At 57.6% G+C, this 20,807-nt stretch carries 20 protein-coding genes; 11 read left to right on the top strand and 9 right to left on the bottom strand.

Annotated elements, in window-relative coordinates; all coding sequences use genetic code 11:
* Positions 1-191: 191 nt before the first annotated feature.
* The 7 genes from ychF to lolB all read right to left on the bottom strand — a co-directional run bounded on the left by ychF (position 192) and on the right by lolB (position 7,320).
* Entirely contained in the window at positions 192-1,283 is a 1,092-nt protein-coding gene (ychF, locus tag J8Z22_RS03655; RefSeq protein ID WP_028114115.1) for a redox-regulated ATPase YchF, read from the bottom strand.
* A gap of 25 nt (positions 1,284-1,308) precedes the next feature.
* Positions 1,309-1,905: an aminoacyl-tRNA hydrolase gene (pth, locus tag J8Z22_RS03660; protein WP_028114114.1), complete on the bottom strand. Its 597-nt coding sequence runs from the start codon at positions 1,903-1,905 to the stop codon at positions 1,309-1,311.
* Positions 1,898-2,524 (bottom strand): 50S ribosomal protein L25/general stress protein Ctc, encoded by a 627-nt coding sequence (locus tag J8Z22_RS03665; RefSeq protein ID WP_028114113.1) that lies wholly within the window; start codon positions 2,522-2,524, stop codon positions 1,898-1,900. Before J8Z22_RS03665 ends, pth begins: the two co-directional genes overlap by 8 nt.
* Positions 2,525-2,815: 291 nt before the next feature.
* Positions 2,816-4,555, bottom strand: coding sequence for a bifunctional UDP-sugar hydrolase/5'-nucleotidase UshA (gene ushA / locus J8Z22_RS03670; RefSeq protein ID WP_281171323.1), 1,740 nt, complete (start codon positions 4,553-4,555; stop codon positions 2,816-2,818).
* A gap of 307 nt (positions 4,556-4,862) precedes the next feature.
* Positions 4,863-5,810, bottom strand: coding sequence for a ribose-phosphate pyrophosphokinase (locus J8Z22_RS03675; RefSeq protein WP_028114112.1), 948 nt, complete (start codon positions 5,808-5,810; stop codon positions 4,863-4,865).
* Positions 5,811-5,872: 62 nt separating this feature from the next.
* Positions 5,873-6,721 carry a 4-(cytidine 5'-diphospho)-2-C-methyl-D-erythritol kinase gene (gene ispE / locus J8Z22_RS03680; protein WP_252008799.1) on the bottom strand — a complete coding sequence of 283 codons (849 nt, stop codon included), beginning with the start codon at positions 6,719-6,721 and terminating at the stop codon, positions 5,873-5,875.
* On the bottom strand, positions 6,721-7,320 hold the full coding sequence (lolB, locus tag J8Z22_RS03685) for a lipoprotein insertase outer membrane protein LolB (protein WP_084144518.1): 600 nt from the start codon (positions 7,318-7,320) through the stop codon (positions 6,721-6,723). The genes ispE and lolB overlap by 1 nt, the downstream gene beginning before the upstream one ends.
* 144 nt (positions 7,321-7,464) lie before the next feature.
* Between lolB and hemA the strand changes: the two genes are divergently transcribed.
* The 6 genes from hemA to kdsA all read left to right on the top strand — a co-directional run bounded on the left by hemA (position 7,465) and on the right by kdsA (position 13,310).
* Positions 7,465-8,715, top strand: a complete 1,251-nt coding sequence (gene hemA, locus J8Z22_RS03690) for a glutamyl-tRNA reductase (protein ID WP_028114109.1) — start codon at positions 7,465-7,467, stop codon at positions 8,713-8,715.
* 29 nt (positions 8,716-8,744) lie between these two features.
* Positions 8,745-9,824, top strand: coding sequence for a peptide chain release factor 1 (gene prfA, locus J8Z22_RS03695; RefSeq protein ID WP_028114108.1), 1,080 nt, complete (start codon positions 8,745-8,747; stop codon positions 9,822-9,824).
* Between the two features lies 1 nt (position 9,825).
* Positions 9,826-10,662 carry a peptide chain release factor N(5)-glutamine methyltransferase gene (gene prmC / locus J8Z22_RS03700; protein WP_252008801.1) on the top strand — a complete coding sequence of 279 codons (837 nt, stop codon included), beginning with the start codon at positions 9,826-9,828 and terminating at the stop codon, positions 10,660-10,662.
* A gap of 11 nt (positions 10,663-10,673) precedes the next feature.
* Positions 10,674-11,057, top strand: a complete 384-nt coding sequence (locus tag J8Z22_RS03705; protein ID WP_035416074.1) for a SirB2 family protein — start codon at positions 10,674-10,676, stop codon at positions 11,055-11,057.
* 121 nt (positions 11,058-11,178) lie between these two features.
* Complete coding sequence (locus J8Z22_RS03710) at positions 11,179-12,426, top strand: DUF819 domain-containing protein (RefSeq protein WP_028114105.1); 1,248 nt, start codon at positions 11,179-11,181, stop codon at positions 12,424-12,426.
* 32 nt (positions 12,427-12,458) lie between these two features.
* Positions 12,459-13,310 (top strand): 3-deoxy-8-phosphooctulonate synthase, encoded by an 852-nt coding sequence (kdsA, locus tag J8Z22_RS03715; RefSeq protein WP_252008857.1) that lies wholly within the window; start codon positions 12,459-12,461, stop codon positions 13,308-13,310.
* 56 nt (positions 13,311-13,366) lie between these two features.
* Here the strand turns inward: kdsA and J8Z22_RS03720 are convergent, their stop codons facing one another.
* The gene (locus J8Z22_RS03720; protein WP_028114103.1) at positions 13,367-13,594 is read right to left on the bottom strand and encodes a hypothetical protein; all 228 of its coding nucleotides are present in this window, start codon (positions 13,592-13,594) and stop codon (positions 13,367-13,369) included.
* Positions 13,595-13,740: 146 nt separating this feature from the next.
* On the opposite strand from J8Z22_RS03720, the gene J8Z22_RS03725 reads away from it, so the two are divergent.
* Genes J8Z22_RS03725 through rlmM form a run of 4 tightly spaced genes read left to right on the top strand, consistent with a single transcriptional unit; the run spans position 13,741 to position 16,734 of the window.
* A complete protein-coding gene (locus J8Z22_RS03725) occupies positions 13,741-14,658 on the top strand; it encodes a transcriptional regulator GcvA (RefSeq protein ID WP_028114102.1) in 918 nt (305 codons plus the stop codon).
* 8 nt (positions 14,659-14,666) lie between these two features.
* On the top strand, positions 14,667-15,290 hold the full coding sequence (locus J8Z22_RS03730) for an alpha/beta fold hydrolase (RefSeq protein WP_035416072.1): 624 nt from the start codon (positions 14,667-14,669) through the stop codon (positions 15,288-15,290).
* A 2-nt stretch (positions 15,291-15,292) separates the two neighbouring features.
* The gene (locus tag J8Z22_RS03735; RefSeq protein ID WP_252008860.1) at positions 15,293-15,673 is read left to right on the top strand and encodes a DUF423 domain-containing protein; all 381 of its coding nucleotides are present in this window, start codon (positions 15,293-15,295) and stop codon (positions 15,671-15,673) included.
* Positions 15,670-16,734 carry a 23S rRNA (cytidine(2498)-2'-O)-methyltransferase RlmM gene (rlmM, locus tag J8Z22_RS03740; RefSeq protein WP_252008863.1) on the top strand — a complete coding sequence of 355 codons (1,065 nt, stop codon included), beginning with the start codon at positions 15,670-15,672 and terminating at the stop codon, positions 16,732-16,734. Before J8Z22_RS03735 ends, rlmM begins: the two co-directional genes overlap by 4 nt.
* A gap of 55 nt (positions 16,735-16,789) precedes the next feature.
* Here the strand turns inward: rlmM and J8Z22_RS03745 are convergent, their stop codons facing one another.
* Positions 16,790-17,797 (bottom strand): isocitrate dehydrogenase, encoded by a 1,008-nt coding sequence (locus J8Z22_RS03745; RefSeq protein WP_028114098.1) that lies wholly within the window; start codon positions 17,795-17,797, stop codon positions 16,790-16,792.
* A 217-nt stretch (positions 17,798-18,014) separates the two neighbouring features.
* Between J8Z22_RS03745 and J8Z22_RS03750 the strand changes: the two genes are divergently transcribed.
* Positions 18,015-20,777 (top strand): prolyl oligopeptidase family serine peptidase, encoded by a 2,763-nt coding sequence (locus J8Z22_RS03750; RefSeq protein WP_252008866.1) that lies wholly within the window; start codon positions 18,015-18,017, stop codon positions 20,775-20,777.
* Positions 20,778-20,807 lie beyond the last annotated feature (30 nt).

A 20,807-nucleotide genomic window follows, 5' to 3' on the forward strand; every position in this document is an offset into this window, starting at 1 on the left:
CAACCGCTTTTTTTCAGGGAATTCTTGTTTGGTGAGTCGTTCGGCTGCAAATTGAACGATTCGATTCCCCTGTGGCCAGCCGGTGACGGTTGCCTGACCAATGGCGGCGGTAAAGACGCTGAAAATTGTAGACGAGTTTCGTTCGAGCGGGCAAAAAATACCCCGGCATTAAGCCGGGGTGAGAGAGTCGATTAGACGTTGAAGCGGAAGTGAATCACGTCGCCGTCTTTGACGACGTAATCTTTGCCTTCCAGTCGCCATTTGCCGGCATCTTTGGCGCCGGACTCACCTTGATTGGCAATGTAGTCGTCGTAACCGATCACCTCGGCACGAATAAAGCCTTTTTCGAAATCGGTGTGAATCTTACCGGCAGATTGCGGTGCGGTGGCGCCCACGGGGATGGTCCAGGCACGAACCTCTTTGACACCGGCGGTGAAGTAAGTTTGCAGTGTCAGCAGGCTGTAGCCGCCACGAATCACTCGGTTCAGGCCGGGCTCTTCGATGCCCAGGTCGGCCATGAACTCGTCTCGCTCGTCGTCGTCCAGCTCGGCAATCTCGGCTTCGATTTCGGCGCAAACCGGCACGACGATGGCGTTTTCGCTGGCAGCAATCTCCCGAACCTTGTCCAGGTAAGGGTTGTTTTCAAAGCCATCGTCATTGACGTTGGCGATGTACATGGTGGGCTTCAGAGTCAGCAGGCCCATGTAGTCGATGGCCTTGGCTTCGTTCTCGTCCAGCTCCACCGAGCGAGCCATGCCGCCCTCTTCCAGTACCGGCTGCAGTTTTTCCAGCACGGTAATTTCAAATTTGGCGTCTTTGTCGCCGCCTTTGGCGCGCTTGCCCAAGCGCAGCAGGGCACGTTCTACCGCTTCCAGGTCCGCCAGGGCCAGTTCGGTGTTGATCACTTCGATGTCGTCGGCGGGATTCACGCCGCCGGCAACGTGAACGATGTTGTCGTTTTCAAAGCAGCGCACCACATGGCCGATGGCATCGGTCTCACGGATGTTGGCCAGGAACTTGTTGCCCAATCCTTCACCGGAGGCGGCGCCTTTTACCAGTCCGGCAATGTCCACAAACTCCATGGTAGTTGGCAGGATCCGCTCTGGATTAACGATGGCAGCCAGGGCGTCCAGGCGCTCATCTGGCACCGGAACCACACCGGTGTTTGGCTCGATGGTGCAGAACGGAAAGTTGGCTGCTTCGATGCCCGCTTTGGTCAGTGCATTGAAAAGGGTGGACTTGCCTACGTTAGGCAGGCCGACGATACCGCATTTAAAACCCATGGTAAGAAAACCTTTCTGTTAACGCTCAGGCCGGCTCGGCCTTGAAAGTGTGGAGACGATTCATTGCTTTGGTGATGCCGTCTTTCAGCAGAACATCGATGCAGCGTGAGGCTTCATCGATGGCGTCATCCATGGCGCGTTGCTCATTTTCCTGAGCCTTGCCCAGGACGTAACCGCTCACCCGGTTTCTGTCCCCCGGATGGCCGATGCCGATCCGAAGGCGATAGAATTCTTTGTTGTTGCCCAATTTGCTGATGGTGTCCTTGAGGCCGTTATGGCCGCCATGGCCGCCGCCTTTCTTAAAGCGGGCCACCCCGGGAGGCAAGTCCAATTCGTCGTGGACCACCAGAATCTGCTCCGGCTCCAGGCCGTAGAAATTGGCCATGGCAGCAATGGCTTTGCCGGACAGATTCATAAAGGTGGTGGGCACCAGCAGGCGCAGATCACTGCCGCCCTGCTGAATTCGGCCGGTGAGGCCGAAAAACTTACTTTCGCTTTTGAGGGACACATTGTGCATGCGTGCCAGCTCTTCCACCAGCCAGGCACCCGCATTGTGGCGGGTACGGCTGTACTCGGGGCCGGGATTCGCCAGGCCCACAATCAGTCGGATGGTGTTACTCACTGTCTTCTTGACTCTCGCCTTGTTCGTCGCTGTCCTCTTCACCACCCCGTGGTGGTTGAATGGTGACAACGGATACGTTGTGGTCTTCACCTTTCGCCAGGGTGACCGACTCGACACCGGCAGGCAGTGTTATGTCGCTCAGGTGAAGGGTGTCACCGGTGCCCAGGTGCTGCGTGTCGATCTCGATGTACTCGGGCAGATCGGCAGGCAGGCTGCGCAGTTCTAGTTCGGTCAGATGGTGACTGACGCTTCCGCCGGCTTTAACACCAGCGGCGATCTCTTCATTTATGAAGTGGATCGGTACCATGGCGGTGATCGGCTCGTTGCGGTTAATACGCATCAAGTCGATGTGCATCACCTTCGGTTTGTAGGGGTGACGCTGCAGTGCCTTAACGATCACCGGTACGCTTTTGCCATCCAGCTTCAGGTTGATGACCTGGCTGTAAAACGATTCCTGCTCTTGCGCTTTCATCAGCTGGTTATGGGGCAGCGTAATGGAAACGTTCTCTTCTTTACCGCCGTAGACAATGCCCGGGACTTCGCCCTGATGGCGTAAGCGACGGCTGGCTCCGGTGCCATGATGAGCGCGCAGTTGTGCATCTAACGTTAATTCAGACATGGTTCTCTCCTTGAGGATCTGCCGCTTCGCGGCAAGATGAATGACTATATCCTTTAGTCAAAGGCAGCGCAGTTTACCACTTTGCGGGCAAACTTCTCAATTCGGGGTTTGCCGGGATGGCTTGGAGCAGCTGCAGCCTGCTTTCAGGTTCGGGGAAAGTCGGTAGGCATGGAATAAAAAAAACCGAGCTCTGAAGTGCAGAGCTCGGATTGGATTGTGACCAATTCCCCGGCGGATTAGGCTAGGCCGGAAGGGCGTCCTAGCCTGGTGGTCGCCGGGCAGGCCGAATGGTTATTCCGCAGGGGCTGCGCCACAACCGCCGGTGTAACCGCCGTCGTTGTTGATGTACTCAACTTCGCCTTGAGGCTCGTAGTCGACCCAGCTCAGCGGGGAGTTGGTTTGGATATAGCTTTTCAGAATATCGGCGTCCACCAGACCGGTGTTGATCACGTCGATCTTAGGATAACCGTCACCGCCAGCAGCACTGAAGTTTGGAATGGAGAAGGTGTACTCTTTGCTGGCATCGAAGTCTTCACCGTTGATCTTGTCGATCTCTACCGTCTTCTCACCGCAGTTTACCGTCATCTCGATGTTGCTGAAGTGAGCGTAGCCGCCGTTCTTACCGGCACCTTCGATGGTGGCCAGTGATGCTAGGTAGGAGGTCAGTTCGCTGCCCTTCATGGCGCCCCGAGCGACCACGTTGCCAAACGGCTGAACGGTCAGCACGTGACGGTAACTGATGTCACCGGCTGCGATGTCGGCGCGGATACCGCCGCCATTCATGATGCCAAAATCAGCAGTGATTTGTGGGTGGGTGCGCTGGGCGGAGATCAGCAGTTGACCGATGGCTGCCTGGCGGGCGCGAACCACGTTACGGTCGCCGCCAACAAAGGTTTGATCGGTAGAGCCGATAACGACGTCCAGTTTCGCTTGCCCCTCTTCCTGGTAAGGTCTCAGAGTTTCTTTCACGAAGGCGTCAGGCTTGATCTCTTCTTCGACACGAATGATGTTGCCTTGGTCGTCTTTGGCCGGGCTGTAACCGTCATATACTGCCAGGTTTACTGGAACCAGTTTGTAGCTGGCCAGGTGCAGTTTGTCACCGTAGTACTCAAAGTCAGCACGGCCGACGTACTTGCCCCACTCGTGGGCTTGCATGATCCAGGTGCCGTTCTGTTGATCTGGCTTACAGTCGCTGCCAGGGGCAAAGTCGGCGTCGTAGCTGTTGCCGTCGGCGCTCATGCATACTGGGTTCTGAGAGTGACCGCCGATCACGGCTGCCAATTGACCCTCTTGCATGGCGCGGGCCAGGGCAACATCACCCGGAGCGTTAGACGCGTGGTCGCCGTTGGCGTAGTGGCCCATGTGGGTGGTGGCGAACACCAGATCGGCGCTCTTGTTCGCTTCAATCTCGGCAATGACTTTCTTCAGCTCGTCTTGAGGCTTAGTGAAGGTCAGTTCGGAGATGAACTCTGGGTTACCAATCTTAACGGTATCTTCGGTGGTCAGACCGACAACGGCGATACGCAGCTCACCCAGAGTAAAGATTTTGTACGGTTGGAAGTAGCGGGTGCCGTCGGCCTTGTAGATGTTGGCTGCCAGCATCGGGAAGTCAGCCCAATCGCGCTGATTTTCAAGAACGTCCAGAGGGTTATCAAATTCGTGGTTGCCCACGGCCATGGCATCGTAACCGATCATGTTCATGCCGATGAAATCGGGCTTGGCGTCCTGCAGGTCGGACTCAGGCACACCGGTGTTGATGTCGCCGCCGGACAGCAGCAGGGAGTAACCGCCATCTCTTTCCACTTCGTCACGGATCTGGTCAACCAGGGTCTTACGGGCTGCCATGCCGTATTCGCCGTAGCCATTTTCCCAGAAGCGACCGTGGTTATCGTTGGTATGCAGAATTGTAAATTTGGTGCAGTTGTCGGCACCGCAGACTTCCGGTGCTGGTGTGTTGTTGTCGTCGTCGGAACAGGCAGTCAGTGCAGCGAGCAGCGAGACCGCAATTAAGGATTTTTGAAGTTTCATCATACTGGATACTCGTTGATTTATTTTATAGATTTTGAGCCGACCTTGGCTGGTGGGAAGGTATCACTAAAGGGGGGGCGGTTCAGGTGATCCAGATCACACTGGCGAGAATTCAGAAACGCTAAAGTAACATTAATAAAATGTGAAAAAACTTCATTGCGGTAAGTGAGGTGAATTCATTTTCGACTGGGTTGAATAACTACCCGCGACAAGCGGTAATTGAATCATATTTTCGTGCTTTTAATAAAAAAGGCGTTCTTTTCAGAACGCCTTTTTGTTCAGCCTACCTTCGCCTTTCAGAGGCGATGGATTAGTGCTCGAACATCGCAGAGATGGACTCTTCGTTGCTGACCCGGCGAATCGCTTCGGCCATGACCGAAGACATGGTCAGTTGGCTGACCTTGCCGGTGGCTTTCATGGCATCGCTTAGAGGCACGGTGTCGGTTACGATCACTTCGTCAATTACGGACTCGGCGATGTTTTTCGGCGCGTTGCCGGAGAACACCGGATGAGTCGCGTAGGCGAAGACGCGGCGGGCGCCCCGCTCTTTCAGCGCTTCGGCGGCTTTACACAGAGTGCCACCGGTATCGATCATGTCATCGACGATGATGCAGTCGCGATCCTGAACGTCACCAATGATGTGCATCACCTGAGACACGTTGGCACGGGGGCGACGCTTGTCGATGATGGCCAGATCGCTGTCGTCCAGCAGTTTGGCAACGGCGCGGGCACGAACAACACCACCGATATCCGGGGATACCACTACCGGGTTGTCCAGGGCTTTGGCGCGCATGTCTTCCAGCAGAACCGGGCTGCCGAACACGTTGTCTACCGGTACATCGAAGAACCCTTGAATCTGCTCAGCGTGCAGATCACAGGTCAGAACTCGGTCTACACCAACACTGGACAGGAAGTCGGCAACCACTTTGGCGGTGATTGGCACACGGGCGGAGCGCACACGGCGATCCTGACGGGCGTAGCCGAAGTAGGGGATTACGGCAGTAATACGACCAGCAGAGGCACGGCGCAGGGCGTCTACCATAACCACCAGTTCCATCAGGTTGTCGTTGGTTGGGGCACAGGTAGATTGAATGATAAAGACATCGGCTCCACGAACGTTCTCGTTGATCTGAACGCTGATTTCGCCATCGGAGAAGCGACCTACGTCGGCATCACCCAGGGAGCAATACAGACGGTTGGCGATACGGCTGGCCAGTTCCGGTGTGGCGTTGCCGGCAAAAAGCTTGATGTCGGGCACAGTATTAACCTCAGGCTAGGCTTATTTTAATTTGTTTGGGAGGCGCGCAGCGCTACTCCAGTTTAGGGCTGCAAAGCTCGATCGAGCAGGGGTGAACGATTGCAGCCTCGAGCAACGAATCCTCGCCACTCATCGGGCAGATCGGCGAGCGCAACCAAGGCTTCTTCCTGAGAGGAAAAAGTACCAAAAATGCAACTACCGGTGCCGGTCATTTGAGACGGCGCGTATTGTATCAACCAGCCCAAGGCGTTTGCAACTTGGCCGTAACGTTGAATGACGGCGCCAACGCAATCGTTGTGCCATTGACTGGGTCTGAGTTCCGGCTGAGCCAGCTTGGGGCTATTACGAGTCAGCTCCGGAGCCTGGAAGATCTCGGCGGTGGACACGGCCACATTGGGCGCCACTACCAGATACCAGGGCTGAGCGATCTCCACCGGCCGCAGAATCTCCCCTACGCCATCGGCGACGGCGGCCAGACCCCGGACAAACACCGGCACATCGGCGCCCAGGCTCAGTCCCAGTTCGGCCAGTTGATCTTCACCGAGGTTCAACTGCCATAATCGGTTCAGGGCCACCAGGGTCGTTGCCGCGTTGGAGGAGCCGCCACCCAGGCCTCCGCCCATGGGCAGCACCTTCTCCAGTTCGATGTCGACGCCCAGGGAGCAGTCGCAGTGACTCTGCAGCAGGCGCGCGGCCCGGACGATGAGGTTGTCGTCGTTGGCGACACCGTCGATGGCCGGGCTCAGGGTAATGTCGGCGTCCTGTCGAACGGTGAAGTGCAGCTGATCGCAGTGGTCGACGAATTGAAACAACGACTGCAACTCGTGATAACCGTCCTGACGGCGGCCGTTGATATGCAAAAACAGGTTCAGTTTGGCGGGGGCGGGCCAGTTACGGCTGGATGTTGGCATTACCTAGGGGACTCCGGTTGCCAGTCAGAAAGGGCCAATTTTAACCGTTTGTTACCTTGGCGCAAGCTGACCATTCTGGGGATTCGGTAGCCGTCGATCTGCTGCCAGCCCTGGTAGCTCATCTGCCACTGGGCTTCGCCGGGGGCCAGCGACAGGGTTACGGTGGCCGGCCAGCCCTGTTCATCCATGGTGACCAGGGCCCCTTCCGGGGTGTGCTGGCCGAGAATCCAGCCGGACAATTCGGTCAGAGGGACCGACCAGCCGGTGAGGCGGGCGATCAATTCGCTGGCGCTGCTGCCGGTGTAGGTCTGGTCATCGAAGGTGACGGTGGCGCCTTGGGCATCGGCATTCAGTAACAACAGGGTTGAGCCAAACAGGTTGGTCAGTCTAAGATCGTCCTGTTTATTGTGGTGCTGCCAGTGCAAGTTCACAGACAGACGCTCATCAGGCTGTATAATGGCGAGCTTACCTTTGAGTTGCCAACTGGTTAATTCTGAAGGGGAAGCTGAGTCTTTCGAGGCGTGAGGCGCCACTGCGCAGCCTGACAACCACAGTAAAATGAATAGAATAGAATAAAGTTGAGTTTGGCCTTTAAGCATAAATTACCTGTTTTGTGCACTGCACCACAATCAGCAACATAACCATTGTTTAGAGTCTTCAACCTGTTTTCAGGTTGCGTGTTTGCGCATAGAATTGCCCAAGTCTCGACCCAAGTTCAATTTTCGGGGTGAAGCTGGAGAGCCATGACGTTAGTAGCAATTGGGATCAATCACAAGACCGCCAGTGTTTCTTTGCGGGAGAAACTGGCTTTTGGACCGGATATCCTTGCCGATGCGCTGAACAGCGTCGCCAAGGTAACCCCTACCGGTGAGGCCGTGATCCTGTCCACCTGTAACCGTACTGAACTCTATGTGAACCGTGCTGAAAGTGAAGCTCTGGTTCAGTGGCTGGTTGAGTACCACAATCTGCCGGAGCAGGAGGTTCGTGAAAGTCTGTACCTGCATGAGAATCAGGCGGCGGTCAAACACCTGTTGCGGGTGTCTGCCGGGCTGGACTCTCTGGTGCTGGGTGAACCCCAGATCCTGGGACAGATTAAGCAGGCCTTTGGCAATGCCCAGCAGCATGGCACCGTATCCCATACCCTGGATCGCATGTTCCAACACACCTTTAAGGTGGCGAAAAAGATTCGTACCGAAACGGAGATTGGCTCGTCGGCGGTCTCGGTGGCCTTTGCGGCCGTTAACCTGGCCAAGCACATTTTTGACAACCTGGGTGATTCCAATGTGTTGCTGGTGGGGGCAGGGGAAACCATCGAGTTGGTGGCCCGTCACCTGAGAGAAGCCGGTGTGACCAAGATGACCGTGGCTAACCGTACCGTCAGCCGTGCCGAAGGCATGGCCGAGGAGTTTGGGGCCAAGGTGGTGACTCTGCCGCAGATCCCAGAGTGCCTGCCTGATGCGGACATTGTGATCTCCTCCACCGCCTCGCCGCTGCCGATCCTCGGTAAAGGGATGGTGGAAAATGCCCTCAAGGCCCGTCGTCAGCAACCGATGTTGCTGGTGGACATCGCGGTGCCACGGGACATTGAAGCCGAAGTGGGTGAGTTGGAAAACGCCTACCTGTATACCGTCGATGATCTTCAGGGCATCGTGCAGAAGAACATGGAGTCTCGTCTGGAGGCCGCCGAACAGGCTGAGCAGATTGCCTCGGAGCAATCCGCCGAGTTCATGGACTGGCTGCGCAGTCTCGACACCATCGATACCCTGAAGCAGTACCGTGACCAGAGTCTGGCGACCAAGCAGGAGATGCTTGAAAAGGCGATGGCTAAGCTGCAATCCGGTGCCAATGCCGAGTCGGTATTGAACGAATTGGCCAACAAACTGACCAACCGTCTTATCCACGCTCCGACCCAGGCGCTGTCTCAGGCGGCCCGTGCCGGTGATCTGAATTCAATAGACCTCTTGCGTAAGGCCCTCGCCATCAACGACAATTAGCCCCAGCGTTTTTTGTCTAAGATGAAATCATGAAGCCTTCCGTATATGCAAAACTAGAGGGCTTGCTCGAACGTTATGAAGAAGTTCAGGCGTTAATGAGCGAGCCCGATGTGATCTCCGATCAAGATCGATTCCGATCCCTGTCAAAAGAATACTCCCAGCTGGAAGAGGTCGTAAAAGCGTTTCGCCGCTATCAGCAAGCCGGAGAAGATATCGACACCGCCCGCGAGATGCTCAGCGATCCCGACATGAAGGAGATGGCCGAGGAGGAGCTGAAAGAGGCTCAGACCGTGGTGGCGGAACTCGAGGATGAGCTGCAGATTCTGCTGTTGCCCCGGGACCCCAAAGACGATCACAACGCCTTTATCGAGATTCGAGCCGGTGCCGGCGGCGATGAAGCGGCGATTTTTGCCGGTGATCTGTTCCGTATGTACAGTCGTTTTGCCGAAACCAAAGGCTGGCGCATCGAACTGATGTCAGCCACCGACGGGGAGCATGGCGGCTTCTCCAAGGTGATTGCCAAGTTGTCCGGCGACGGTGCCTACGGGGTGATGAAGTTTGAAAGTGGCGGTCACCGGGTTCAGCGGGTGCCGGCCACCGAATCTCAGGGGCGGATTCACACCTCCGCCTGTACCGTGATCGTGATGCCTGAACTGCCGGAAGCGGAGATCATCGAGATTAATCCGGCGGATCTGAAAGTGGATACTTTCCGCGCTTCTGGTGCTGGTGGTCAGCACGTCAACAAAACCGATTCTGCCATCCGCATTACTCACCTGCCCACCGGGGTGGTGGTGGAGTGCCAGGATGAGCGCTCGCAACACAAAAACCGGGCCCGGGCGATGGCGATTCTGTCGGCCCGCCTGCAGGCGGCCGAAGATGAAAAGCGTCGCGCCGAGGAGCAAAGTTCCCGTCGCAACCTGATGGCTTCCGGGGATCGTTCCGAGCGAATTCGTACCTACAACTATCCTCAGGGGCGAGTGTCTGATCATCGCATCAACCTGACCCTGTATCGCCTGGCGGAGGTGATGGAAGGGGACTTGGATGCGTTGTCGCAACCGATTCTTCACGAATACCAGGCCGACATGCTGGCCGCCCTGGCGGAAGACTAAGATGCGTATCGATGCGGGGCTGGCGGCTGCTTATGACCGCCTGGAGGGCGTCAGTGACACGCCGCAGTTGGATGCTCAACTGCTGTTGTGTCACCTGCTGCAAAAACCGCGCAGTTTTCTGTATACCTGGCCGGACAAAACGCTGACCGACGCGCAGTGGCGTCAGTTTGAGGCACTGCTCCAGCGGCGTTCCACCGGAGAGCCGGTGGCGCACCTGATCGGTGTGCGTGAGTTCTGGTCCCTGCCCTTGGCCGTCAATCCCAGCACCCTGATCCCCAGACCGGATACCGAATCGCTGGTGGAGTATGTGTTGTCGTTGCCACTGGCCGACGAGGCCAAAGTGGTGGATTTGGGCACCGGAACCGGCGCCATTGCGTTGGCGCTGGCATCGGAACGGCCTAAGTGGCAGTTGCATGCGGTGGACCGCATGGCGGACGCGGTGGCCTTGGCCCGCCATAACCGAGATGCCCTCGGTTTAACGGTGGAGATCGCGCAAAGCAATTGGTACGACGCCCTGCAGGGACAGCAGTTCGATGTGATTGTGTCTAACCCCCCTTATATTGAGCCGGATGACCCTCATCTGAGCCAAGGGGATGTGCGTTTTGAACCCCTGTCGGCCTTGGTGGCGGCAGAGGATGGATTGGCCGACATTATTCACATTGTTGAAAATGGTCGTCTTTTCCTCAATGATGGCGGCACGGTGATCCTGGAACACGGGTATCGCCAAGGTCAGGCAGTACGAGAGATTTTCACCCGTTTTGGGTACCAAGAGGTTGGCACCGGCCAGGATTTGGCCGGTCGCGATCGTTACAGTTTTGGCCGTTGGAACGCGGCCTGAAAGGAGAATTAATGGACATTCTTTACCCGGGAGTCAAACACTTCCACATGCTGACCATTCTGCTCAGCGTCAGCCTGCTGACGGTGCGCTTTTTCTGGAGCATGACCGGTTCAGGCATGCTGCAGCGCAAGTGGGTGAAGATCACTCCCCACGCGGTGGATACGCTGCTATTGCTGTCCGGGGCCAGCCTCTGTTTCCTGATTCAGCAGTTTCCCGGTAGCAGCCCGTGGCTGACCGAAAAGCTGCTGAGCCTGGTGGCGTACATCCTGCTGGGTGTTTTTGCCATGAAGAGCCAGGGTAAGTTGCTTAAAGTTCTCGCTTTTCTCGGCGCGTTGGGCTGGCTGGGGATGATCGCCAAGGTGGCGATGAGCAAGACCCCGATCCTGATGAGTTAACTGGAGACACAACCTGAAAGGCACAAACGCCCTTTGGGGCCAGGGACACACGATGGCGCCGATGGCGCCATCGCAATAAAAGAAGCCGGCTGAGACTGGCGATAATAACAAAGAGGAAGTTATGCAACAGGTTATGTTTACCAACCCGGCCACGGTGCTGGGTATTTTGATGTTGGTGCTGGGGGCGGTGTTCTACACCCACCAGAGCCACCACCCGTTTTGGCGCAAGTTCTATTCCGTGGTTCCGGCGCTGTTGCTGTGTTATTTCATCCCGTCGCTGCTCAACAGCTTCGAGGTGATCGACGGCTCGGACAACACCTTGTACTACGTGGCGTCGCGCTACCTGCTGCCAGCCAGTTTGGTGCTGCTGACCCTGAAGCTGGACTTGCGTGCCATTGCCCGATTGGGTCCCAAGGCGATCATCATGTTCTTCACCGGCACCCTGGGCATCGTTATCGGTGCGCCCATCGCTCTGCTGGTGACCTCGGCGATGTTCCCGGATCTGCTGGGCGGCCATGGCCCGGATGCCGTTTGGCGTGGCATGACCACGGTGGCCGGAAGTTGGATTGGCGGTGGCGCCAACCAGACCGCCATGAAAGAGATCTACGGCGTCGGTGACACCATCTTCTCGGCGATGATCGCCGTCGACGTGATTGTCGCCAACCTGTGGATGGCGGTGCTGTTGTTTATGGCCGGGCGGGCCAAGCGCATCGATGCCGCCAACGGTGCCGATGCCACTGCCATCGAGGCTCTGAAACAGAAGATGTCTCATTGGGAGGCGAATCACGCCCGCATTCCCCACCTGAATGACCTGATGTTTTTCTGTGCCATCGCCTTCGGGGTCACCGGGCTGGCGCATTTTGGTGCCGATGTGCTGGCGCCCTATTTTGCCGATAATTATCCGGAGCTGCAGCGTTACAGCCTGCACTCCAAGTTTTTCTGGTTGATCGTGATCGCCACCACCGTCGGCATTGCTCTGTCCATGACCCGGGCGGCCAAGCTGGAGGAGGCGGGGGCGTCGAAAATCGGGTCGGCCTTTATCTATGTGTTGGTGGCCACCATCGGCATGCACATGGACATTCGGGCCATCATTGAGTCGCCGGTTTACTTCCTGTTAGGTGGCGTCTGGATGCTGGTGCACGCCAGCCTGATGCTATTGATGGCGAAGTTGATTAAGGCGCCGCTGTTTTACATGGCCGTGGGCAGCCAGGCCAACGTCGGCGGCGCCGCCAGCGCGCCGGTCGTGGCCAGTGCCTTCCACCCCAGTCTGGCGCCGGTGGGCGTGCTACTGGCGGTTCTGGGCTACGCTGTGGGAACGTACATGGCGTGGTTCTGTGGTCAGATACTGCAAACATTGGCAGTGGGGTAAGCCCTCTGCCCGGACAAGTGAAGAGAGTAGCTATGCAACATCGCACTATTGAAGTCGGAAAGATTGAGGTCGCCAACGACAAGCCCTTTGTGCTGTTTGGTGGCATGAACGTGCTGGAGTCCCGGGACATGGCCATGCAGGTCGCCGAGCACTACGTGGAAGTGACCAGCAAGCTGGGCATCCCCTATGTGTTTAAGGCCTCGTTTGATAAGGCCAACCGCAGCTCCATTCACTCCTATCGCGGTCCGGGCATGGAGCAGGGGCTGAAAATCTTCGAGGAGATCAAAGCCCAGTTTCAGGTGCCGGTGATCACCGATGTTCATGAAATTGAACAGTGTCAGCCGGTGGCTGAAGTGGCTGACGTCATTCAATTGCCAGCATTCTTGGCTCGTCAGACCGATCTGGTCAAGGCGATGGCCGATACCGGTGCCATCATCAATGTGAAAAAGCCGCAGTTCCTGAGCCCGGGGCAGATGAAGAACATCGTGGAGAAGTTCAACGAGTGCGGCAATGACAAGCTGATTCTGTGCGAACGCGGCAGCAACTTTGGCTACGATAACCTGGTGGTGGACATGCTGGGGTTCCGCACCATGAAGGAGTGCAGCGGTGGTTTGCCGGTGATCTTCGATGTGACGCACTCACTGCAGTGCCGGGATCCTCTGGGGGCGGCTTCTGGTGGACGTCGTCATCAGACCGTGGAGTTGGCCAAAGCGGGCCTGGCTACCGGGCTGGCGGGGTTGTTCCTGGAAGCGCATCCGGATCCGGACTCGGCCAAGTGCGATGGCCCGAGTGCCTTACCGCTGGCGGTATTGGAACCCTTCCTGGCGCAGATGAAGGCATTGGATGACCTGATCAAGCATCAGCCGGATCTGGCCATCTCCTAACTGAGTGTCGCTCCTGCCGTCGTCGACGGCAGGACTTCTTCCTTGCGACGCCCGAGTTACTCGGTAATGGTGCTGTTTGGAGCCGGCTGAGTCGCCAGTTCCAGTGTCTCTCCTACATCCATGCTGGCTTGCTGACGCTGCATCTCTTGCATCTGTTGGTCCAGTCGCAACTCGATCTGCTGATGAATCTCAGCCACATCAAACTCGACGGCTTCAGGTTGTGCCAGTGGGTTGTGCATGGCAACGGCGACGACGGTTGGGATTAGCAGGCTTAAAGTAGTCATGTTCGGCCTCATTGTATGCCTAGGAAGAAGGTCTAAAGTCTGTTCGTTTTCGGGGTGAAAAATAGCCTTTCGGGATAGTGATAACAAACGATTTAATATAATATTCGGTATTAGAAAATCTTATCCTTTTACCCCGAGGAAACCCTATGTCCCGCCGTCTGCCTCCCCTCAACGCGGTTAAGGCATTTGAAGCCGCTGCCCGCAACCTGAGCTTTACTCGGGCTGCAGAAGAGTTATTTGTGACCCAGGCCGCAATCAGCCACCAGATTAAGGCGCTGGAGGAGTTTCTTGGATTAAAACTTTTCAGGCGCCGCAACCGCTCTTTGTTGCTGACGGAAGAGGGCCAGAGCTATTTTCTGGATATTAAGGATCTGTTTACTCAACTCAGTGATGCCACCGAGCGACTGCTGGCCCGAAGCGCCACCGGTTCGTTGACGGTGTCGCTGTCACCCAGCTTTGCCATTCAGTGGTTGGTGCCGCGTCTGGCCCGTTTTTCTGAACTTCACCCCGAGGTCGATGTGCGCATCAAAGCGGTGGATATGGATGAGGGATCCTTGTCTGACGACGTGGACATCGCCATCTATTACGGCCGGGGTAAGTGGCCTGGCCTGAGGGCAGATAAACTGCGGGCGGAGAGCATGGTACCGGTGTGTTCCCCCAAACTGTTGTCCGGTCCCAAGCCGCTGCGGGAGATCGCGGATCTGAATCAGCATACGCTGCTGCACGACATGTCCCGTCGCGATTGGAAGGCGTGGATGAAGCAAGCGGGGGTGGAGTTGACCAACGTAAACCAGGGACCGATCTTCAGCCATTCATCTCTGGTGCTGCAGGCCGCCATTCACGGCCACGGGGTGGCACTGGGGTACTCGGTGTTGGCTCGGCCGGAGATTGAAGCCGGCCGCCTGGTGTGTCCGTTTAACCAGGTGCTGACCAGTAAGAATGCTTACTACCTGGTGTGCCAGGAGGGGCAGTCAGACCTAGGTAAAATCAGTGCGTTTCGGGAGTGGATGGTGGAAACCTTCCGACAAGAGACTCAGGCAGACCCGATTCCCGCTCCGGAGTAAGAGGCACTATGATGATACGTCAAGACGGCAACCCCGATGCCCGCCACTACCTGTTGCTGGCTCATGGCAGTGGTGCCGGCATGGACCACCCCTTTATGGCGACCCTGGCTGAAGCGGTGGCGGGAGAGGACCTGTGCGTGATTCGTTATGAATTTCCCTATATGCAGACCATTCGGGCTACGCAAAAGCGCCGTCCTCCTGATAGAATGCCGCGCCTGCTGGAGGCGCTCGATGAGTGGGTGGCCCGTTACCGCCAGCCAGGGCGAGTGCTGGTGCTGGGGGGCAAGTCTCTCGGAGGTCGGGTGTCGGCCCAGTGGGCACTGGAGAACCCCATCGATGCCGTAGTGGCGCTGGGTTACCCGTTCCATCCGGTAGGCAAACCGGATCGCTGGCGGCTGGAGCCGGTGCAGCAGGCGCGGGTGCCGATGCTGATTTTGCAAGGAGAGCGGGATCCTTTCGGAAACCGTCAGGAGTTGTCCGAAGTGACGCTGTCGCCGACGGTGCGACTGAACTACCTGACCGATGGCGACCATGGCCTAAAGCCGAGAAAAGCCAGCGGAGTGACCGAGGCAGAGAATTTGAGCCGGGCGGCGCAGGCCTGCCGGCAGTTTATTTTGACGTTAGAGGCATAGAGATGCGGAAAATATTGATGGCGTGTGCCACCTTGGGCGGGTTGATCGCGACCGGACTCGGCGCCTACGGCGCCCACGGACTGGCAAAAGTGGCACCGCCGCACCTGGTGGAGAGCTTTAATACCGCGGTGATGTATCAGTTCTTCCACTGCCTGGCGCTGATGGCCATCGTCGTGTGGATGGGGCAGAACGCCTCGCGGTTGCTGGGCTGGGCTGGTGCGCTGATGATCGCCGGTATGCTGGGTTTTAGCGGCAGCATCTATTCACTGGTGCTGCTGGGCACCAAGGGCATCGGCATGATCACCCCGATGGGTGGCCTGCTGATGATGCTGGGTTGGTTGTTGTTGTTCATTGCCGTGTGGCGATGGGAGAAAGTGAAATGAATACGGTGTTACTGCATTGCCGTCCCGGCTTTGAAAAGGAGTGCGCGGCGGAGATTCAGGACAGTGCCGCCACCCTGGAGGTGTTTGGCTTTTCCCGCCTGGACGCCAACAGCGGCTTTGTGCTGTTCGAGTGTTACCAGGCCGGCGACGCCGAGCGGCTGATCAATGAGCTGGACTTCAGCCGGCTGATCTTTGCCCGCAGCTGGTTCTGCGTGGCGGGTCAGCTTAACGACATGCCGGTGGGCGATCGGGTTGGTGCGGTGCTGGCGCATGCCAAGAGCCTGCCTAAAGCGGGCCTGCTGTGGGTGGAATCTGCCGACGGCGATGCCTATCGCCAGGTGCTGCCGTTTTGTAAGAAGCTGGCGGTTCCCATGCGTCAGGCACTGCGTAAGCAGGGGCTGCTGACGGCCAAGGAGAAAGACAAGATGCCGCGCATCCACCTCTTTCTCACCGACAACCAGAATGGCTACGTCGGCTACAGCCGCTCAGACAACGGCTCACCGTTCTTTATGGGCATTCCGCGCCTGAAGTTCCCCAGTGAGGCGCCAAGCCGCTCGACCCTGAAGCTGGATGAAGCCTTCAATGTGTTTCTGGACGAAGAGGAAGCCGAAGAGCGCTTGTGTGGCGGTCTCTATGGCGTCGATCTTGGCGCCTGCCCCGGAGGCTGGACCTATCAGTTGGTGCGTCGTGGCATGTTCGTCTATTCGGTGGACAACGGCGCTATGGCCGACAGCCTGATGGAGACCGGTCAGGTGACCCACCTGGCGGAGGATGGCTTCAAGTACGTGCCGGAAGACCCGCGCATTCACTGGATGGTTTGTGATATGGCCGATAAGCCTCATCGCGTTGCCGCTCGAATGGCGACCTGGATCATCGAGGGCTGGTGCAAAGAGACGGTGTTTAACCTCAAGTTGCCGATGAAGCAGCGTTACCAGGCGGTGGCCGAGTGTTTCGACGAAATGACAACGATGCTGCGCAAAGCCGGGGTTCGCTATGGCTTGCAGGCCAAGCACCTGTACCACGATCGGGAAGAGATTACCGTGCACCTGTATCGCCTGTGATGGAGCGATGAATAAAAAAGGGGCCGTATGGCCCCTTTTTTGATCGGCAAGCGAGTTACAGGCGTGCCAGAATGGCGTCGGTAAACTCGTTGGTACCGGACTCGCCGCCAAGATCGCGGGTGACGTGGTCGCCTTCGGCGATGGTGTCACGCACGGCATTGCGGATGCGAGCAGCCTTGTCGGACATGCCCAGATACTCCAGCATCTGAATCGCACCCAGCAGCAGCGCGGTAGGGTTGGCCAGGTTCTGGCCGGCGATGTCCGGGGCGCTGCCATGCACCGCTTCAAAGATGGCGGCGTCTTTACCGATGTTGGCGCCTGGGGCCATGCCCAGTCCGCCCACCAGTCCGGCGCAGAGATCCGACAGGATGTCACCAAACAGGTTGGTGGTGACAATCACGTCGAACTGGCTGGGATCCATTACCAGCTTCATGCAGGTGGCGTCGACGATCATCTCTTCGGACTGAATGTCCGGGTAGCGCTCACCCACTTCACGGGCCACTTTCAGGAACAGGCCTGAGGTGGATTTCATGATGTTGGCTTTGTGAACCGCGGTGACCTTCTTACGCCCCTCTTTGCGGGCCAGTTCGTAGGCAAAGGTGGCGATGCGCTCGGCCCCTTCGCGGGTGATGATGCTCATCGCTTCGGCAGTTTCGCCGTCATTGGTGACCCGCTGGCCGGCGCCGGAGTACATCCCTTCGGTGTTCTCACGGATGGTAATGATGTCGATGTCATCGTAGCGGGCCTGGGTGCCCTTCAGGGACAGCACTGGCCGTACGTTGGCATACAGGTTGAATTTCTTACGCAGAGTCACGTTGATGGAGGTGAAGCCTTCGCCAATTGGCGTGGTCAGCGGCCCCTTCAGAGTAACGCGGTTCTTCTCAATCAGGTTGAGGGTTTTCTGCGGCAGCAACTCGCCGTGCTTTTCCAGGGCGGTCAGCCCGGCATCGGCAAATTCGTAGTTGAAGTCACAGCCGGCCTTATCCAGGACCTTGAGAGTGGCTTCAATGATATCGGGACCGATCCCATCTCCTGGGATTACCGTGATATTACGTTGAGACATGGATACATCCTTCCACAATGTCTGATTCCAAACCCTTGTGGTTTGCGTGCTGTCATTGGCAAGGCAAGGGATTCGGACTTAATGAGCCAGCCCCTCTATTTTGTGACAGAGACCGGGGGCTTTGTTAGCATAGTCGGGCGCCATCTTACCTTTTTTAACGCTGTGGTTACAGCTAGCGAAAGGTCGAAAGGAAGAATAATTCTATAAGGAGTCCCCCTTGAGGTTCTGGCATCCCCTAGCCGCCCTGACGTGGTTGGCCACCGCCACCGTCGTGGCTGCGCCCTTGTCCCTGCAACAAATAATGAATTTTCAGTCCCTTAAAGATCCGGTGATCGCCGACAATGGTCAATGGGTGGCCTTTGTGGCTCAACCGGATCGCGGCGAGCCCGAGGGTCGGGTTCGCAGCCTCGACGGGGCTATGTGGACGGTGGAGCGCGGCAGCGATCCCCTGCTTAGTGCCGATGGGGCTTTTGCCCTGTTTGAGCGCAAGGCGCCGCTGTGGGAGCGGGAAAACCTTGGCAAGAAAAAGGCTGCCAAACTGGCGGTAGACCGCGTTTTGCTGAACACCAAAACCGGTGAGCAGCGAGTGTTTGAGGCGGTGACCAAGGCCGATTTCAGCAGTGACGGTCGCTACCTGGTGCTGCAGTTTAAAGCCGATGACAGCGACGACGAGGCCAAGGAGCAGCAGAGCAACGAGCAGCAGTCCGAGCAGCAGGAGCCGGCCATTGAGACCGACAAGCTGGGCACTCGGGCCCTGCTGCTGGATCTGAGTCAGGGCAGTGAATTGTCTTTGGCCGATGTCAGCCATTTTGCCCTGGCCCGCGAGGCCAATGTGTTGGTGTACAGCACCAGCCATGGCGACGGTATCGCCAACGGCGTGGTGCGCCGACAACTGGACAGCGGCAGCGATACCGTACTGTGGCAGCGACAGGACTGGGGTGCCGCCAGCCTGAGTATCGATGAAGCCGGTCAGCACGTGGCCATGACCGTTGCCTACCTGAAGGCGGAACAAAGCCATCAGTTGCCCCATGAGCTGTGGCTGGCCAGTGGCGCCAAGCCAGGCAACCGGGTGGCGATGCCAGAGGATGGCATGCTGATTACCGAGCACAGCAAACTGCACTTTAGCCGTGACGGTCAGCGACTGTTTGTCGGGCGCCAACTGCCGCTGCCTGAAGAGGGAGTGATTCAGGCGCTGCGCGATACTGGATCGTTGACCGATGTCGATACCCTGTTGTCTCGGGCCACTCTGAACGTCTGGCACGGCGACGATCCTCGTATCAAGCCCAACGAGATGAAAGAGTACGCCAAGGCGCGTAAGCACAACTACGTCGGCGTGCTGCATCTGAAGGAGCAGCGCTTTGTGCAACTGGCGGATGCCGACCTGCCGGACGTTGAGGTGGCAGACAACGGCGGTTACCTGCTGGCCAGCAGCGATCGCCCCTACCTGAAGATGATCTCCTGGGCCGGCTTCTACCGCGACTGGTACCTGGTGAACCTGCACACCGGTGAGCGCCGGATGTTGATCACCCAGGCTGGCAGTGACGATGAGCCGACCCTGGCTCCGGATGACAGCGCGGTGGCCTGGTATGTCCGGGGTCGCTTGTATTGGCACGACATCGCCAGTGGCAACAGCCAACTGCTCAGTGGCGGGCCGAAAGCCGGTTTTGCCGATGAGGATCATGACTACCCGTCGCCGGCACCGGGTTACGGCTTTGGCCCCTGGCTCAGTGACGGCAATGGGGTACTGGTGTACGACAAGTTCGACATCTGGCGTCTGGATGACGCGCGCCTGAGCCAGCTGACCTCAGGGCGACAGCAGCAATGGCAGTACCGGGCCATTGACACCGACCCCCGTGCTTACAGCCAGGATATGGCCACGCCGCTGCTGGTACATGGCTACAACGACTTCGATAAGCGGGAAGGGGTGTACCGGCTCAACCTGACCTCCGGCGCGTTGCAAGCCGCCCAGCAGGGGGAGTACAAGATCAGTTTTGTGGCCAAGGCACAAGACAGCGATACCCTGTTGTTCAGCAAGCAGCGCTACGACCTGTACCCGGATCTGCTGGCGACCGACAGCAAGGTGAGCCGCTTAACGGCAGTCAGTGAGTTGGGCAAGCAACTGGATGAGCTGTCCTGGGGGCAGGCACAGTTGGTGCATTGGCGTTCCAACGACAACCAGCCGTTGTCCGGGGTGGTGATTACCCCGCCGGGGTACCAGGGCGACAAACCGCTGCCGACGCTGGTGTACTTTTACCGCTTCATGAGTCAGCGCCTGAATAACTTTCCGCAGATGGCACTGAATCACAGGCCGAATTTCGCTCAGTACGTTAATGACGGCTACGCCATTTTCCTGCCGGACATTCGCTTTGAAATCGGTCATCCGGGCCAGTCGTCGCTGTCGTCGATGTTGCCAGGAGTGCAGAAGATCATCGATCTCGGTATCGCCAAGGCCGACGCCATCGGCATTCAGGGGCACTCCTGGGCCGGTTATCAGGATGCCTATCTGATCACTCAGACCGATCTGTTTGCCGCCGCCGTCTCCGGGGCGCCGGTGAGCAACATGACCAGTGCTTACGGCGGCATTCGATTGGGCAGTGGTCTGACTCGCCAGTTCCAGTACGAGTCGGGCCAGTCGCGCATCGGCAAGACCCTGATGGAAGCGCCGCACCTGTACATCGAGAACAGCCCGCTGTTCCATGTGGACCGCATCAATACGCCTCTGGTGATCATGTTTGGCGATGAAGATGATGCGGTGCCGTACTCCCAGGGCGTGGAGTTGTACATGGCCATGCGCCGGGCCAGCAAGCCGGTGGTGATGCTGCAGTATGAAGGGGAGCCTCATCATCTCAAGCAGTACCCCAACAAGCTGGATTACAGCATCAAGATGAAGCAGTTTTTTGACCACTACCTCAAGGGGGCGCCTGCCCCGGCCTGGTGGTCAGATGGGGTGCCCTATCTGAAGGCCAATGCCGCCGACTAGGCACCGAGACAGGCAATAAAAAAGCGCCCA

This window comes from Ferrimonas sp. SCSIO 43195 (genome assembly GCF_023716685.1).
GTDB classification, from domain to species: Bacteria; Pseudomonadota; Gammaproteobacteria; order Enterobacterales; family Shewanellaceae; genus Ferrimonas; species Ferrimonas kyonanensis.

Bases quoted from the DNA above. Each gene is read 5' to 3' on its own strand.
- ychF (WP_028114115.1), bottom strand. From the start codon at position 1,283: ATGGGTTTTAAATGCGGTATCGTCGGCCTGCCTAACGTAGGCAAGTCC.
- J8Z22_RS03665 (WP_028114113.1), bottom strand. From the start codon at position 2,524: ATGTCTGAATTAACGTTAGATGCACAACTGCGCGCTCATCATGGCACC.
- ushA (WP_281171323.1), bottom strand. From the start codon at position 4,555: ATGATGAAACTTCAAAAATCCTTAATTGCGGTCTCGCTGCTCGCTGCA.
- ispE (WP_252008799.1), bottom strand. From the start codon at position 6,721: ATGCCAACATCCAGCCGTAACTGGCCCGCCCCCGCCAAACTGAACCTG.
- lolB (WP_084144518.1), bottom strand. From the start codon at position 7,320: ATGCTTAAAGGCCAAACTCAACTTTATTCTATTCTATTCATTTTACTG.
- hemA (WP_028114109.1), top strand. From the start codon at position 7,465: ATGACGTTAGTAGCAATTGGGATCAATCACAAGACCGCCAGTGTTTCT.
- prfA (WP_028114108.1), top strand. From the start codon at position 8,745: ATGAAGCCTTCCGTATATGCAAAACTAGAGGGCTTGCTCGAACGTTAT.
- prmC (WP_252008801.1), top strand. From the start codon at position 9,826: ATGCGTATCGATGCGGGGCTGGCGGCTGCTTATGACCGCCTGGAGGGC.
- J8Z22_RS03705 (WP_035416074.1), top strand. From the start codon at position 10,674: ATGGACATTCTTTACCCGGGAGTCAAACACTTCCACATGCTGACCATT.
- J8Z22_RS03710 (WP_028114105.1), top strand. From the start codon at position 11,179: ATGCAACAGGTTATGTTTACCAACCCGGCCACGGTGCTGGGTATTTTG.
- kdsA (WP_252008857.1), top strand. From the start codon at position 12,459: ATGCAACATCGCACTATTGAAGTCGGAAAGATTGAGGTCGCCAACGAC.
- J8Z22_RS03720 (WP_028114103.1), bottom strand. From the start codon at position 13,594: ATGACTACTTTAAGCCTGCTAATCCCAACCGTCGTCGCCGTTGCCATG.
- J8Z22_RS03725 (WP_028114102.1), top strand. From the start codon at position 13,741: ATGTCCCGCCGTCTGCCTCCCCTCAACGCGGTTAAGGCATTTGAAGCC.
- J8Z22_RS03730 (WP_035416072.1), top strand. From the start codon at position 14,667: ATGATGATACGTCAAGACGGCAACCCCGATGCCCGCCACTACCTGTTG.
- J8Z22_RS03735 (WP_252008860.1), top strand. From the start codon at position 15,293: ATGCGGAAAATATTGATGGCGTGTGCCACCTTGGGCGGGTTGATCGCG.
- rlmM (WP_252008863.1), top strand. From the start codon at position 15,670: ATGAATACGGTGTTACTGCATTGCCGTCCCGGCTTTGAAAAGGAGTGC.
- J8Z22_RS03745 (WP_028114098.1), bottom strand. From the start codon at position 17,797: ATGTCTCAACGTAATATCACGGTAATCCCAGGAGATGGGATCGGTCCC.